Below are 15012 nucleotides of genomic sequence, written 5' to 3'. Positions count from 1 at the left end.
CCCGCCTGCTGGGCGAGCTGGGCCCCGCCGCCGCCCGCGAGCGGGCCGAACGCCGTCTGGACGCCTTCCTGGCCGCCGAGGTCGACAGGCGCCTGGCCCCGCTGCGCAAACTGGAGCGCGCCCTGGCCGGCGGCGAGCTGCGCGGCCTGCCGCGCGGCGTCGCCCACCGCCTCTTGGAGGCTGGCGGCGTGTTGGACAAGCGCCCGGTCGACCCGGAACTGAAGGCCCTCAGCCAGGCCGAGCGCCGGGCGCTGAAGAGCCTGGGCGTGCGGATCGGCGCCTTCAGCCTCTACTGCCCCGGCGTGATCCGGGCCGAGGCCGTGGCCTGCGCCCGGGCGCTGAACCCGACCGGCTGGCGCGGCGCGCTTTCGACCCTGGAGCCCCTGCCCTCGCCCGAGCCCAGCGCTCGCGAGTTGTCGGCCAGCGGCCTGCGCGCCGTGGCGGGGTTCAGCGTTCCGGTCGAGGCGCTGGAGACGCTGGACGGCCTGCTCCGCGACGCCCAGCAGCAAGGCGGCGTCGTGCTGACCGACGCGGCCCTGGCGAGCCTGGGCTGGACCGCCAAGCAGGGCGCGGCGATCCTGCGCGCTCTGGACTACACGCCGGCCATCCGCGCCAAGCCGGACCAGCCGATCGTGTGGAAGCGGCGCGGCGCGGCCAAGCTGGAGCAGAAGCCGGTCAAGGCGCGGCCGGACTCGCCCTTCGCGGCCCTGGCCAAGCTGACCGAACCGCCGCCGCCCGCGCGTCGCAAGCGTCCGCGCCGCCGCAAGCCGGCCGCGCCGCGTCAGGCCGCGTCGTGAGCGACGCCACGTCCCCGAACGACGGCGCCCGGGCCGACGTCTGGCTGTGGCGGGCGCGCTTCTTCAAGACCCGGTCCCTGGCGGCCAAGTTCGTCGACGAGGGCCGCATCCGCCTGACCCGCGCCGGCGCCGAGAGCCGGATCGACAAGCCTTCCCGGACGGTGAAGCCCGGCGACGTGCTGGTGTTCGCCCTGGCGGGCCGGGTCGTCTCGATCCGGATCCTGGACTGCGGCGAACGCCGCGGGCCGGCGACCGAGGCGCGGGGGCTGTACGAGGCGGTGGAGGGCTAGACCACTCCCTTCCCCCTTGATGGGGGAAGGGCTTCAGCCGCCAAACCCCTTCAAAAACTCCGCCACCTCGTTCGCCGGCATCGGGCGGCCGAAGTGATAGCCCTGCACCTGGTCGCAGCCATAGTGCTCGAGCGCCTTCAGCTGGGCGGCGTCCTCGACGCCCTCGGCCACGACCTTCATGCCCATCGACGAGCCCAGGGTGATGACCGCCTTCACGATCGCCTCGTCCTCGGCGTTCTGGACGAAGGACTTGTCGATCTTCAGCCGGTCGATAGGGAACTGGCGCAGGTTGGCCAGGCTGGCATAGCCCGTGCCGAAGTCGTCGAGCGCGATCATCACGCCGGCCTCGTGCAGGCGGCGGACCGTCTCGCTGACCAGGTCCGAGCCCCAGCCCATATAGACGTTCTCGGTGACCTCGATGGTCAGGCGCTCGCACGGCACGTTCCAGCGGGCCAGGCGCTCCTGGATCTCCTCGGCCAGTCGTCCGGAGCGGAACTGGGCCGAGCTGATATTGACCGCCACGCGGCCGAACTCGACGCCCTGATCGAGCCAAGCCCGCATCTGCGCAAGCGCGGCCTCGAAGGCGACGTCGCCCAGCTTCAGCGACAGGTCCTGGTCCTCGAAGGCCGGCATGAAGCGCGCCGGCGTCAGCACCCCCTGCTCCGGATGCACCCAGCGCATCAGCGCCTCGAAGCCCGCCACCCGGTTCTCGCGGATGTCGACCACCGGCTGGTAGAACAGGGTGAACTCGTTGTCGTCCAGGGCCACGCGCACGTCGCGCAGCAGTTCCAGCCGCCGCTCGACCTCCGACCGCATCGACGGCTCGAACACGACGCTGCGGTTGCGACCGGCGGCCTTGGCCCGATAGAGCGCGATGTCGGCGTTCTTGATCATGTGGGCCGGATCGGCGTCGGGGTCGCCGTGCAGGGCCGCGCCTATGCTGGCGCTGGCGGTGAAGCTGCGGCCGCCGTGCTCGATGGGGCGGCGCAGCAGGTCCTGCAGCTTGATGATCGGCCGGGTCATGTCGGCCTCGCCGCGCAGGCCGCGCAGGATCACCGCGAACTCGTCGCCGCCCAGCCTCGCGACCGTGTCGCCGGCGCGGAAGGCGTGCTGGAGCATGCCGGCCAGGCGCTTGAGCAACGCGTCGCCGGCGTCGTGGCCCAGGGTGTCGTTGATGTCCTTGAAATGATCGACGTCGATCATGATCAGGCCGAACATCTCGCCCAGGGTCTCGGACGCCGTCACCGCTTCCTGGAAGCGGTGCTGGAACAGCGCGCGGTTGGGCAGGCCGGTCAGCGAATCCTTGAACGCCAGGGTCTCGATCGCCTCGGTCTGCCGCCGGCGGTCGGTGATGTCCTTGAACAGGTTGACCAGCTTCTCGGGCTTGCCGTCCGCGCCGACGAAGATCTTGCCCACCGAACGGACCCAGGTCTCGACCCCGTCGTCGCGGTTCAGCTTGAACTCGAACACCCGCGCCTCGCCCAGCTTGCGCGTGGCGACCAGGTCCGCGCAGCGCTGGCGGTCGTCGGGATGCACGATCTCCAAGGGATCGTCCTTGAAGGTGCACAGCCTCTGCAGCTCGGGCGCGTGGCCCGAGAAATACATCTCGTGGGTCCGCAGGTCGTATTCGCGAACCAGCAGGTTATCGAGCTCCAGCGCCATGGTCAGGCGCTGCTTGTCGCGCTCGGCGCGCAGCACGCCCTCGGCATAGCCGGTCACGTCGCGCGCGGTGACCATCACCGCATAGGGCTCCTGGCCGCCGTCGAGCTCGTCGCGGCAGGCGCTGAACTCGGTGCGCCAGACGTGCTGGGCGCCCGAGGCGTCGATCGTGGGGACGTAGCGCGAGAAGGCCACGCCCGCCTCGGCGCAGGCGAACAGGGCCCCGACGTCCTCGGGTCCCACCAGCCCGCCCGCCGCCGCGTCGTCGCCCAGGCTCAGGTCCGGCGCCAGGCCCTGCCGGGTCCACTCCCGACTGACCGCCACCAGCGCCAGATCGCGGTCCAGCAAGGCGGCGGCGAACGGAATCTCTCGAACGAACGCGCCAAAGGCCCGGGCGCGCGCCTTGGTCATGCCGCGGCGGCCGCCGTCGACATCGGCGGTGTTTTGGACAGCCAAGAGGTCACTCATCATGAAGTCGGCTTCCCGACATTGTTTTTATTGGGCGTTTCCCGGGCCGCATACTCAGGTTCGTTCAATAAGAAATGGTTTGCGCCCCGTTCGCGCGTCGTCGCGGCACGACCCGACGCGGCGCGGCCCAGCGCGGTCGCGCGGGCCGGATCGCTGGGTCCGCCTTGAGATTTCCTGGCCCCTTAGGCCGCCAAGCCGCATTGACAAGCCGCCGCTGGACTTCGAAAACGCCCGCGCCGACACCCGTCCGACCACATCCGAGTTTTCGATGACCTACATCGTCACCGACGCCTGCGTTCGCTGCAAGTTCATGGACTGCGTGGAGGTTTGTCCGGTCGACTGCTTCTACGAAGGCGAGAACTTCCTCGTCATCAATCCCGACGAATGCATCGACTGCGGCGTCTGCGAGCCCGAGTGCCCGGTCGACGCCATCAAGCCGGACACCGAGGACGAGGCCGACGGCAAGTGGCTGAAGATCAACGCCGACTACGCCAAGGTCTGGCCGAACATCACGGTCAAGGGCGAACCGCCCGCCGACCGCGAGGCGTTCGAGCGCGAGACCGGCAAGTACGAGAAGTATTTCAGCGAAAAGCCCGGCAAGGGTTCCTGATCCCGACCGCGATTTTCGGGCCCTGAACCACGACCGCCAGGCGAAAGCTGGGCGGCGCGCGCCCGCTTGTCTGGACCCAACCCTTTCATAGGGCTGAATTTTATGCTAATGTCGTCGCCGACGTGACAGCTGCGGCTATTCGCGGTTGTCCGTCTTGTCGAAGAAGCCGGTTCGAGAAGCCAATCCCAGCCGGCTCGCCCGATCGAAGGCGAAGGGTGTCTTAGAGGTCTATTCCAAATCCTGACAGGCTTGGCCCCGCGCCCAGTATTCCGCGGAGCGGGAACCTGTCGCCTTTGGCTTGGAAGTTAAGACGGTGTTCGGGTCCGGCGGACCCGCATTGATGAGGACGAACATGAGCAAGAGCGGTCTGGAATTCTCGGTCGGCGATCACGTCGTTTATCCCGCCCACGGCGTGGGCAGCATTCAGGCGATCGAGACCCAGGAAGTGGCCGGCATGTCGCTCGAAGTCTACGTCATCACCTTCGACCACGAGAAAATGACCCTCCGCGTCCCGACCAAGAAGGCCAAGACGGCCGGTCTGCGTCCGCTGGCCGAGGGCGGCACCGTCTCCCAGGCCCTGACCACGCTGAAGGGCCGCGCCCGCGTGAAGCGCACCATGTGGTCGCGCCGCGCCCAGGAATACGAAGCCAAGATCAATTCGGGCGACCTGATCTCGATCGCCGAGGTGGTCCGCGACCTGCACCGCGCCGAGAACCAGCCGGAACAGTCCTATTCGGAACGCCAGCTGTATGAATCGGCCCTGGACCGCATGGCCCGCGAAGTCGCCGCCATCGAGCGCATCGACCGCGAAGCCGCCATCGGCATCCTGACCAAGTCGCTGGTCAAGGCCGCCTAAGGCGGGTCTTTCCGCTTCAGATCTTAAGAACGCCCCTCGCGCACGCGGGGGACGTTTTTGTTTGCGCGTTGCGTGACGGAAGCGTCCTTGACGCCGCCGATGACAAGTGTCAACGTTCCCGCGTTGACACTTGTCATCGAAAGGCGAGCCATGACGGACCCCAAGATCAGCGCGGCGGAAAGCGTGGTCATGGAGGCGCTCTGGAAAAGAAGCCCCCTGACTTCGGAAGCCATCATGGCCGAGATCTGCGAGCCGCAGGGCTGGACCGAGGGCACGGTCAAGGTGCTGATCAGCCGGCTCCTGAAGAAGAAGGCCATCACCGCCCAGGCCGAGGGGCGGCGCTATCTCTATTCGCCGACGATCTCGCGTCGGACCTATGTCGGGGCCGAGAGCCAGGGCCTCTTGGACCGACTGTTCGGCGGCCGCCTGGCGCCCCTGGTCACGCATTTCTCCGAAAGCGAAAAACTCAGCGCAGAAGACGTCGCCGAGTTGAAGGCCCTCATCGAGCGGATCGGCAAATGAGCGCCGGGATTCTCGCGGCGGTGCTTCGCGGCAATCTCGTGCTGGCGCTCGCCGTCCTGGCGATCCTGGCCTTGCGCCGGCCTGTCCGCCGGCGGTTCGGCGCGCAGGCCGCCTACGCGCTTTGGCTGGCCGCGCCGATCTGGCTGGCCGCCAGCGCGGTCCCCCTCGGCGCGGGGACCAACGTCACCGCTCCGGTCGTCGCCTTGATGATGGCCGGCGCTGGCCCGGTAGCGCCGCTGACCCGGGGGACGGCGGAACTCGCCCCGCTCCTGACGGCGATCTGGACCGCCGGCGTGCTCGCTTCGGCGGCGCTGTTCGCGGCCAGACAGATCCAGTTCGTGCGCGCGCTGGGCCGGCTCAGCCCTCTTCGAAGCGAACCGGAGATCCTGCGAGGCGAACATCGCGGCGGCGGCCCCATGCTGCTGGGCGCGATGAGACCCCGCATCGTCGTGCCGGCCGACTTCGAAGTCCGCTTCACCGGATTGGCGCGGCGCCTGGTCCTTGACCACGAGCGCGCGCACCAGTCGCGCGGCGACGCGGCGATCAACGCCCTGGTTGTCGGCGTGCGCTGTCTGGCCTGGTTCAATCCGCTGGCGCACCTGGGCGCGCGCCGCTTCCGCGTCGATCAGGAGATCGCCTGCGACGCCGCCGTCACGGCCGCCCGCCCCAACGATCGGAAGCTCTATGCGGAGCTGCTGCTGGGCGCGGCCATGGAGCCCACCTTTCCCGCGCCGTTCGGCTGCCATTGGCCGCCCGCCGGCCTCCATCCCCTGAAGGAGAGACTGATGATGCTGAACCTTGTCTCCACGAGCGCCGCGCGCCGTCGCGTCGGCCTGACCCTGGCCGGCGCCGTCGCCCTGGCGGGAGCCAGCGCGGTCTTGGCCGCCAGCCCCGCGCCGCACAAATCGACGATCGTCGCCCCAGACTGGTCGGCCAAGCCGACGGGAAATGACCTGGCGCGCTTCTATCCAGGGGAGGCCGCCAAGGCGAATCTCGACGGGCGTGCGGTCATCGACTGCCGGGTCAAGCGCGACGGCCATCTGGAGAACTGCAAGGTGCGCTCCGAAAGCCCCGCGGCGGCGGGCTTCGGCGAGGCCTCTCTGCGGCTGGCCGACTATTTCCAGATGAAACCGGCCTCGCTCGACGGCAAACCGACCGCCGGCGGCAAGGTCACCATCCCGATCATCTATAAGGTCTCAAACGCCGCCGCTCATCCGTAGACCGCCGAGGGGGCGCTCCGCGTCGGGCGCCTCTTCCCTTCCGATTGCCCCCGCCCGGCAAACCGGGCTAGCTGCGAGGCTCGAAAGGGGCGCGGTTTCGCATGGACGCCACGAAAGCTCGCCGGGGGCGCGGTCGCCCGGTTCCTCCCTCGCCGCTTCCCGAGGCCGCGGCGGCATGGCGCTGAAAGCCATCAGTCTGCGCGGGCGGCGCACGTTGCGCGCGTTCCTTCAGGACGAAGCGGCCGGCGGCTATGCGCTGATGGCCGCCGCCGCCCTGGCGCTGATCGTCGCGAACTCGCCCTGGGCCCCGGCCTATTTCCGGGCTCTGGAGCATCATCTCGGCTTCGCGCTGGGGCCGGTTCGTCTGAACGAGAGCGTGCTGCACTGGATCAATGACGGCCTTATGGCGGTGTTCTTCCTGCTGGTGGGGCTGGAGATCAAGCGCGAGGTGCTGGACGGCCAGTTGTCGCGGCCCGCCGACGCGCTGCTGCCGGGCGCGGCGGCCCTGGGCGGGGTGGCGCTGCCGGCCCTGATCTATCTGGCCTTCAACCGAGGCCATCCAGAGAGCCTGGCCGGTTGGGCCATTCCCTCGGCCACCGACATCGCCTTCGCGCTGGGGGTCCTGGCCCTGCTGGGCCCGCGCGTTCCCACCTCGCTCAAGGTGTTCCTGACCGCGATCGCCATCATGGACGACCTGGCGGCGATCCTGATCATCGCCGTCTTCTACACCGCCAAGCTGCACCTGCCGGCCCTGGCCGGCGCCGGCGCGGCGTTGGCGGTCCTGATCGCCCTGAACCGCCTGAAGGTCACGCGCCTCTGGCCCTATGCGCTGGTCGGCGTCGTCCTCTGGTTCCTGGTGCTGAAGTCGGGAATCCACGCGACCCTGGCCGGCGTCGCCCTGGCCCTGACCATCCCGCTGCGCGACGGCGAGGCCTCGCCGCTCCATCGGCTGGAGCACGCCCTGCACAAGCCGGTGGCCTTCGTGATCACCCCGCTGTTCGGCTTCGCCAACGCCGGCCTCTCCTTCGCCGGGATCGGGCTTTCCGCCCTGTCAGACCCCGTCCCGCTGGGCGTGGCGGTGGGCCTCTTCGTCGGCAAGCAGCTCGGCGTGTTCGGGGTCGCGTTCGGCCTGATCCGGATGGGCTGGGCCGCCTTGCCGCGCGGCGCGTCCCTCGGTCAGCTCTACGGCGTCGCGGTGCTGTGCGGCGTCGGCTTCACCATGAGCCTGTTCATCGGCGCCCTGGCCTTCCAGGACCCCCGCCTGGTTGACGAGACCAAGATCGGCGTGCTGGCCGGCTCGCTGGTCTCGGCCGTCACGGGCATGACGATCCTGCGCCTGACCCGCCGCCGGACCTGACAGGAGACACCGATGCGCCCCTCCAAACCCGGCCCCGCCCCGATGAAGCCCGCCAACGTCCTGTGGGTGGCGGTGGCGGCCGGCTATGTGGTCATCGTGAGGACCCTGATCGTCCGCTCGCCCTGGTGCGGCGCCCATCCGCTGGCGACCACCACCCTGGTCGGCGTCGTCGGCTGCGCGCTGATCCTGGCCGTCAAGTGGGCGGCCGACAAGCAAGCCCGCGGCGACCATTGAAGCGCTCGGGACCCTGCATCCCCCTGTCGCGTTATGGACGCGGGGGCCGAGACTTGAACCTTTGACGCCGACGCGCGATCATGCGGGCGGCGGGCGCTCCAAGGAGCCAATGACATGCGTTTTCTGATCCCCACCGTCGCCGCCCTGGCGGTCTTCGCCGCCGCGCCCGCCCAGGCCGACACCCCGAAAAAGGCCGAACGGTCCTGCTTCCGCGCCCAGGATGTCGACGGCTTCAATGTCGTCGACGACGAGACGGTGGACGTCTCGGTCAGTCCCCGGACCGTCTACCGCCTGAAGCTGTTCGCCCCGTCGCCCGACATCGATTGGAGCCTGCGGATCGGCATCGAGTCGCACGGGAGTTCGTGGATCTGCCAGGGCCTGGACGCGACGATCATCGTGCCCGGCTCGATCGGCATCCAGCGCTACCCGGTCACCGACATCCGCAAGCTGACGCCCGAGGAGCTCGCCGCGCGCAAAACGCGGCGCTGAGCCTCCAAAGCCAAGGGGCTCTCGAAGGCCTACCGCTCCTGTCCGTCCCCGCCGGATCGGCGGCGGTACGCGTCGACGGGCAGGCCGCCGACGCCCCAGTCCTCGAGGGCCACCTCGTCTATCACCACGAAGGTCGTGGCCGGGGACTTGTCCAGCACCTCCACGAGAAGGTCGGTCACGCCGGCGATCAATCGCGCCTTTTGCTCGCCGGTGGCGCCCTCGCGGGTGATCTTGATGTTGACGTACGGCATTCGAGCTCCTGTCAGGCCTCGCGTTCGATGATCTGAAAAACCTTGGCGATCACGCGCCACTGGCCGTCCGCGCGCGCCAGCGACAGGAAGTCGACGAAGTCCGCGCCGCCGATCGAACAGCGAACCCGCGCCAGCGCGGTGTTGGCGCCGGCCAACTGGATCTCGTCGATATGATCGCGTCGCGGCTCCCCCCGCGAGGCGGGCGACGGCCGAGCCGCGACGATGGGCAGATATTCCTCCATGGTTCTGTGGAGGAACGCTGGCTGATCGGCCGTCGCGTAGATGGCCTTCGGATGGAAGACCGACGCAAACTTCTCGACGTCGCCGTGATGGAGGCCGTCGAAGTAATCCGCGAGCAGCCGGGCGATCTCGGCGAAGGCGGCGGCGCTCATGCGGCGGCTCGACGGACCGCGCGGTGCCCCTCGGCGCGCGGGGGAGGCAAGGCTCCGAGCCTGAGGATAGGGCGCATCGGCGGGCTCCAATCTCCGGGAGCGCCAGACCTAGGCGGCGGGATTTCCGTTGCCAACCAGGTTTCCGATGGATACCGCATTATCGCGTTTCCACCCGGTAACCGAGGGCTTCTCCATGAGCCTCAAGATGCGCAAGAACCGCGGCGCGCCGCCGCCCGAACGCTGCGAGCTGACCGCGTGCATGGCGGTGTTTTCGGGGGCCTGGGCGCCGAACGTCATCTGGCATCTGCGCGAGGGGCCGCGCCCGTTCAGCGAACTCCGCGCGGACATCCCGCCCGTCTCGGCCAAGGTGCTGTCGCGGCGCTTAAGGGACTTGCGGGACCGGGGCGTGGTGGAGCGGCATGTCATGCCGACCTCGCCGCCCTCTGTGGAATACGGCCTGACGCCGCTGGGGAGCGAGCTCATCCCCGCCCTCGCGGCCATCGTCGAGGTGGGACATCGCCTCAAGTCCCGCCCTGGCCCGGTCGCCGCGCGGTAGGCTCCTCGCTCTGCGCTCGCGGTCACGGCTCCACGACGATCTCGCGGACGCGCCGCTGCTCGTTCCATGGCCTCCCGCCGCGCATCGTGATCGAAAAACCTCTATCCGCGCGTTGTCGACCGCGTCTCCCAAAGAACCGCTTGGATAATGTTACGCTATAACATACACGGCTGTGGCGTGCGTTTTTTGGAGAAGGTCGATGCGGTTGCGTTCGATGTTGTTGACGGCGTCCGGCGCCGGGATCGTTCTGGCGGGGGCCGGAGGGGCGATGGCCCAGGATCTGGGGCATTCATCGGTGTCGGAGGTGGTCATCACCGCTTCGCCCCTGGGCGGGGATCCCGACCGTTTCGCGACCATCGTCGAACAGGTCAAGCGCGACCAGGTGCTCAGCAACGGCGGGGCCAGCCTGGCCGACGCCTTGCGTAACCTGCCAGGCGTGGCTGGCACGGGCTTCGCGGCCGGCGCCAGCCGTCCGGTGATCCGCGGCATGGACGCCCAGCGCGTGAAGCTGGCCGAGAACGGCCTCTCCAGCTCGGACGTCTCCGACGTCGGCCCCGACCACGGCGTGCCGATCGACCCGCTGGCGGCCCAGGACATCGAAGTCGTGCGCGGCGCGGCCACCCTGCGCTACGGCAGCCAGGCCATCGGCGGCGTGGTCAACGTCATCAACAACCGCATTCCCCGCAAGCCGATCGACGGCGTCGAGGGCGAGGCCACGACCGCCTACGCCTCGGGCTCGAAGACGGGCGAGGGCACGGTCAGTCTCGACGCGGGACAAGGGCCGTTCGCCGCGCACCTCGACGGCTTCGGCCGCCGCTCCAGCAACTATGAAACGCCCGACGGCCGTCAGCCCAACTCGTGGTTCCACGGCAACGGCTATTCGGGCGGCGCGTCGTACTTCTTCGGCGATGACAGCCGGGTCGGCGCCAGCGGCACACACTACGAAGCCCGCTACGGCATCCCGTCCGACACGACGTTCATCAACATGAAGCAGGACAAGGGCGCGTTCGGCGCCTCGATCAAGCTGGGCGACGGGGTCGCGCAGCGCCTGAACGTCGACGCCGGCTACGCGAACTACACCCACAGCGAGATCGACCCGAGCACGATGCAGGTGCTGTCGACCTTCAACAACAAGGAGTGGGACGGCCGGGCCGAGGCCCTGTTCGGAGCCCTGGGCCCGCTGTCGGCCTCCGCGCTGGGCGTCCAGTTCCAGGACCGCAAGTTCAGCGCTCTGGGCGACGGCGCCAACTACCTCCTGCCGACCCATACGGTCAGCGGCGCCGGCTTCGTCTTCGTCGAGGCGCCGGTGGGGCCGCTGCAGTTCCAAGGGGCGGCGCGGGTCGAGCATATCCGCATCGACGGCACGCCGGCCTCCGGCGTCCAGACGCGGCGCGCCTATACGCCGGTCAGCGTCTCGGCCGGCTTCACCTACCAGGCCTCGGACGCCCTTCGGCTTGGCCTGACGGCCGCGTCGGCGGCGCGCGCCCCCGCTCAGACCGAACTCTTCGCCAAGGGGCCGCACGATGGTCCCGGGACCTACGAGACGGGCGATCCGAACCTCAAGATCGAGCGCGCCAACTCGCTGGAGGCCACCGCGCGCTACAAGTTCGGCGGGACCGGCCGCATCGAGGCCTCGGCCTGGACCGCGCGGTTCGACAACTACATCTACGGCGCCCTGACCGGACGTCTGTGCGACGAGGACGGGACCTGCGCCGTGGGGGCTTCCGACGGCCTCAAGGAGCTGAACTACAGCCAGCGCAACGCGCGGTTCTGGGGCCTGGAAGCCAAGGCCTTCTTCCCCCTCGCCGACGTGGCCGGCGGCAAGCTGTCGGGCCAGGCGCTGGGCGACTATGTCCGGGCCAAGTTCTCCGGCGGCGCGGGCGACGTGCCGCGCATTCAGCCGGGCCGGATCGGCGGCGGCCTCGACTGGGAGAACGGCCCGATCGACGCCAGCTTCCTGGTGCTGGCGGTCTCCAAGCAGGATCACGTCGGCGTGGCCGACCTGGCGACCGACGGCTACACCTCGGTCGACGCCCAGGTCCGCTGGCGGCCGTTCAAGGCCAAGCCGGGCGTCACGCTCCTGCTGGTCGGCCACAACCTGGCCAACGAGACCATCCGCAACGCCACGGCGCTGAACAAGGACTCGGTGATCATGCCGGGCCGAGACGTGCGCCTGGTGCTCAGCGCCAAGTTCTGACGCGCCGGCGCGGCGCGACCAGAAGCCAGGATCCCCTGCCTGGTCGCGCCGCGACCCCGACCACCACGCCGGCGCCGGCGCCGGACTCGCTGAGCCACGCGTCGAGCCTAGAGAACATGCTCGTGGAGCACTTAGCTCCCGTCTTCGCAACATAAGCTCTATCGATCGGCGCAAGAAAAACCCCGCCGTCTCGGGGGGGAGCGGATTTCCGGGCGCAACATCAGGCCTGGCGTCCGTCAGCGTGGCTCTAGCGGTCGCTGCGAGCGCATCTCGGCGCGCTCCGCCAAAGCTATCGGCCGTGAGGCCTAGGCCCTGTCTGGCTTTAGCAATGGCCGGTGTTGGTGCACCGCTCGCTGTTATTCGTGGTGGAGCAGTCGCCATCGTTGACGCACCCCGACCCGTTCATCGACTCGTCGCCGCCGCCCGCCGTGGTGACGTCGTAGAGGCCTTCCATGGCTAGGAGGTCTTGATCGTTCAGCTCCACGCGGCCATCGCTGCCGATCTCAATCCGAGACACATCGTACGTCATCTTAGTCCCCCTCTCCTAAGGTTGAAGTCGGTCAAGCTGTGCCGATCGGCGATACAATCTATAATAGCATTGCAAATTACAAAATTATAAATTGTGCGAAGGCTGCACTCCCCCTTAGGAGGAAGGTTGGGCGGCAAGGCGCACGCAACGGCGCCTGCGGAGGGGACATGCTTGTTGATCTTGTGGCGTTCGTCGCGGCGGCGGCGTTGAGCGATCAGGCTACGCTAGCCGCGCCAGTCCAGCAGGCCGGACGTGAGCCGGCCAACGAGGTGAAGGGCGTCACCATCGTTGGCAACGCGCGCGTGAAGAGCGCCGTCGATCGCCGCAGCTATGACATCAAGAGCGATCTTCAATACCAGTCGGGTTCCATTGCCGACGTTCTGGCCAACGTTCCCTCGGTGTCGGTGGATCCCGAAGGGGTCGTCAAGCTACGGGGAGATACCGGCGTCACCATCCTGATCGATGGCCAACCGGCGCCGCAGCTCAACGGCGGCAACCAAGCCAACGCGTTGCAGCAGATGCGCGCCACGCAGTTTAGTCGGGTGGAGGTGATGACCAATCCCTCCGCCGCGTTCGGGGCCGAAGGCGGCGCAGGCGTCATCAACCTGGTCTCGCGACCGGCGCGCCAAGGGCAATCCACCACCAACCTGAGCGCCAGCCTGACGTCGAAGGGCGGCTATAACGCCAGCATCAGCCAGACGACCAACCAAGGTCCGCTCTCCTTCACGGGGACCGCCAGTCATCGTCTTCGAAAGCTGACGCAGAGTCAGGCGACGGCCCGGACGTTCCATTCCGGCGTCAGTCCGGACCAAGATCGCTACTCCAGCCAAAGCGACCGGCGAAACCAACAGACGGAAGGGTCGCTGAACCTGGGTTGGCAATTAAACCCCAAGGACAAGGCGACGTTCGAAGCTGGATATTTTGGCGTCCAGGAGCATAACGAGACCGCCGGCGCCTACGACGGAAGCCGCCGCTCCGGCGCTGGGGCCGACAGCTTCCAGAGCGCCAATGACGACCGTTGGAACGGGGACCTGGCTTGGGGCGCCGTCAGCCTGCGCCATGCTTTGTCCGGCCAAGACCATTATCTGCTGACGCGGCTTCGCCTGTCGCGCCAGACAGAGGATCAAGCTCAAAACCAGAGCTATATCTACGCTCTGAGCCCGGCCCGTGATTGGACCCAGGCCATGCGCCGGTCGCTGGACCAGACAACGCTGACCCTCAAGGCCGAATACAAGAACGCTCTGAACGGCGGGGAGCTTGTGGTTGGCAACGACCTTGAGCGTCTCGAAGCGGACACCGGCTATGACGAGCGCGGCGGCCTGGCGCTTCTGAGAAGCGATCCGTTCCGATATCGCCGGACAACGGGGTCAGTCTACGCGACCTACAAGCGCACCGCGGGCAAGCTTGAGTTCGAGCCAGGCGCGCGGTTCGAAATCTCGGACTGGAAGATCCAGCAGGACGGGATCCGGCTGTCGAGACAAGACGTCGATCTTTATCCCTCGCTGCACTTACGATACGCTCTGAATGAGGACTGGAGCCTGGGCGGAAGTTTCGCCGAACGCGTCGATCGTCCCAGGCCCGCGGACCACGACGAATTCGCGAAGTTTTCCGGCCTGCTCTCGTACACGAGCGGCCGGCGTGACTTGCGCCCGGAAAAATCGCGTAACTACGAACTCGAACTCGAGCGCAACAAGGGGGGGCGATACTACCTTGCCACCCTCTATTATCGCAAAAAGACCGACAGGATCGAGGCCACCTCCACCTTGCTCACGGATGGCTCCGTGCTCGAAATCAAGTCCAACGTCGGCGATTTCTCGACGGGTGGCGTCGAATTGGTCACGAGTGGATCGCTGGGTTCAACCGTCTCCTACAAGCTGACGGGCCAGTACAGCTGGAACAAGGTCGAGCCACGGCCCGAGCTTGGGCTTCCAACGCGGCGCAACACCACGCCGGCGGCGCAGGCCAACCTCAGTTGGAAAGTCTCGGCAGTCGATTTCATCCAGGTCAGCGTCGTCCAACTGGCCGCCAACTTGGGCCAGCAGCGGGATCGCAAAGCCTTCCGCGTGGTCAACGCAGGCTATCGCCGCAAACTCGGTGACGGTCTGTTCGCGACCCTGACCGTAGCGGATGTCTTCGACAACGCCTCCACGCGCGAGAACGTCCGCGGCCTGGACTTTGACTATCAAACCGAACGCCGAACGATGGCCAGAAGATTTGCCCTTTCGCTCTCCTACGCCCTGGGACGCCGCAATGGGCGAGTTGACGATCGTTTTGATTATGGGGCGGCAGGATCCTAGGAGTTGACTAAGGAGACAACCTGAAGAACAGTAATCGAAGATGCGATCTTAGCGCGTTTATCGGCTCGGGCGGGACGAGTGGATGGCTCCGCAGGACACGCAGCTTAAGGTAAGCTCTACCATTCTCATTGTGGTCCGCTACGGATCGGTCTCACTCCTGCGCCTAGGGCGCTGAATGTCCCTTTCCTGGAGACGGGCCAACGGCAGCAAATGGCGCTGCTACGCACTCCTCGGCGCCCATATGCGACCGCCTCGCATTATTGGCGGCCTTAAGTTGGAATTGGGTCC

Annotated in this window: 15 protein-coding genes and 1 pseudogene; 12 read left to right on the top strand and 4 right to left on the bottom strand. The window is 67.8% G+C overall.

Going from position 1 to position 15012, the window contains the following annotated elements; translation table 11 throughout:
* Together Q0V34_RS16555 and Q0V34_RS16550 are read left to right on the top strand one after the other, a co-directional pair.
* Positions 1-797 (top strand): annotated as a pseudogene (locus tag Q0V34_RS16555) (phosphonate-binding protein); the annotation flags it as partial.
* A complete protein-coding gene (locus Q0V34_RS16550; protein WP_297514024.1) occupies positions 794-1087 on the top strand; it encodes an RNA-binding S4 domain-containing protein in 294 nt (97 codons plus the stop codon). The pseudogene Q0V34_RS16555 and the gene Q0V34_RS16550, both read left to right, overlap by 4 nt.
* 33 nt (positions 1088-1120) lie before the next feature.
* Here Q0V34_RS16550 and Q0V34_RS16545 read toward each other — a convergent pair whose 3' ends face one another.
* Positions 1121-3157 (bottom strand): GGDEF and EAL domain-containing protein, encoded by a 2037-nt coding sequence (locus Q0V34_RS16545; RefSeq protein WP_297514030.1) that lies wholly within the window; start codon positions 3155-3157, stop codon positions 1121-1123.
* 325 nt (positions 3158-3482) lie between these two features.
* On the opposite strand from Q0V34_RS16545, the gene fdxA reads away from it, so the two are divergent.
* The 7 genes from fdxA (at position 3483) to Q0V34_RS16510 (ending at position 8502) form a co-directional block, all read left to right on the top strand.
* Positions 3483-3824 carry a ferredoxin FdxA gene (gene fdxA / locus Q0V34_RS16540; protein WP_297514022.1) on the top strand — a complete coding sequence of 114 codons (342 nt, stop codon included), beginning with the start codon at positions 3483-3485 and terminating at the stop codon, positions 3822-3824.
* A 352-nt stretch (positions 3825-4176) separates the two neighbouring features.
* Positions 4177-4680, top strand: coding sequence for a CarD family transcriptional regulator (locus Q0V34_RS16535; RefSeq protein ID WP_297514019.1), 504 nt, complete (start codon positions 4177-4179; stop codon positions 4678-4680).
* A 150-nt stretch (positions 4681-4830) separates the two neighbouring features.
* Positions 4831-5202 (top strand): BlaI/MecI/CopY family transcriptional regulator, encoded by a 372-nt coding sequence (locus Q0V34_RS16530; protein WP_297514016.1) that lies wholly within the window; start codon positions 4831-4833, stop codon positions 5200-5202.
* The gene (locus Q0V34_RS16525) at positions 5199-6422 is read left to right on the top strand and encodes a TonB family protein (protein ID WP_297514013.1); all 1224 of its coding nucleotides are present in this window, start codon (positions 5199-5201) and stop codon (positions 6420-6422) included. The genes Q0V34_RS16530 and Q0V34_RS16525 overlap by 4 nt, the downstream gene beginning before the upstream one ends.
* 175 nt (positions 6423-6597) lie before the next feature.
* Positions 6598-7779, top strand: coding sequence for a Na+/H+ antiporter NhaA (gene nhaA, locus Q0V34_RS16520; protein ID WP_297514010.1), 1182 nt, complete (start codon positions 6598-6600; stop codon positions 7777-7779).
* 12 nt (positions 7780-7791) lie between these two features.
* Positions 7792-8013, top strand: coding sequence for a hypothetical protein (locus Q0V34_RS16515; protein ID WP_297514008.1), 222 nt, complete (start codon positions 7792-7794; stop codon positions 8011-8013).
* Between the two features lie 114 nt (positions 8014-8127).
* Positions 8128-8502: a DUF6491 family protein gene (locus Q0V34_RS16510; RefSeq protein ID WP_297514006.1), complete on the top strand. Its 375-nt coding sequence runs from the start codon at positions 8128-8130 to the stop codon at positions 8500-8502.
* A gap of 29 nt (positions 8503-8531) precedes the next feature.
* On the opposite strand, the gene Q0V34_RS16505 is transcribed toward Q0V34_RS16510, so the two are convergent.
* Together Q0V34_RS16505 and Q0V34_RS16500 are read right to left on the bottom strand one after the other, a co-directional pair.
* Positions 8532-8753: a 4-oxalocrotonate tautomerase family protein gene (locus Q0V34_RS16505; protein WP_297514003.1), complete on the bottom strand. Its 222-nt coding sequence runs from the start codon at positions 8751-8753 to the stop codon at positions 8532-8534.
* A gap of 11 nt (positions 8754-8764) precedes the next feature.
* Positions 8765-9145: a nuclear transport factor 2 family protein gene (locus Q0V34_RS16500; RefSeq protein WP_297514000.1), complete on the bottom strand. Its 381-nt coding sequence runs from the start codon at positions 9143-9145 to the stop codon at positions 8765-8767.
* 193 nt (positions 9146-9338) lie between these two features.
* On the opposite strand from Q0V34_RS16500, the gene Q0V34_RS16495 reads away from it, so the two are divergent.
* Complete coding sequence (locus tag Q0V34_RS16495) at positions 9339-9701, top strand: helix-turn-helix domain-containing protein (RefSeq protein WP_297513998.1); 363 nt, start codon at positions 9339-9341, stop codon at positions 9699-9701.
* Between the two features lie 199 nt (positions 9702-9900).
* Positions 9901-11898 (top strand): TonB-dependent receptor, encoded by a 1998-nt coding sequence (locus Q0V34_RS16490; protein ID WP_297513995.1) that lies wholly within the window; start codon positions 9901-9903, stop codon positions 11896-11898.
* Between the two features lie 322 nt (positions 11899-12220).
* On the opposite strand, the gene Q0V34_RS16485 is transcribed toward Q0V34_RS16490, so the two are convergent.
* A complete protein-coding gene (locus tag Q0V34_RS16485; protein ID WP_297513992.1) occupies positions 12221-12427 on the bottom strand; it encodes a hypothetical protein in 207 nt (68 codons plus the stop codon).
* Between the two features lie 167 nt (positions 12428-12594).
* On the opposite strand from Q0V34_RS16485, the gene Q0V34_RS16480 reads away from it, so the two are divergent.
* Entirely contained in the window at positions 12595-14724 is a 2130-nt protein-coding gene (locus tag Q0V34_RS16480) for a TonB-dependent receptor (protein ID WP_297513989.1), read from the top strand.
* Positions 14725-15012: the final 288 nt, after the last annotated feature.

This window comes from uncultured Caulobacter sp., assembly GCF_947036865.1.
Taxonomy (GTDB): Bacteria; Pseudomonadota; Alphaproteobacteria; order Caulobacterales; family Caulobacteraceae; genus Caulobacter.
The sequence above is the reverse complement of the archived record's forward strand: the minus strand, read 5'-3'. Positions and strand labels throughout refer to the sequence as shown.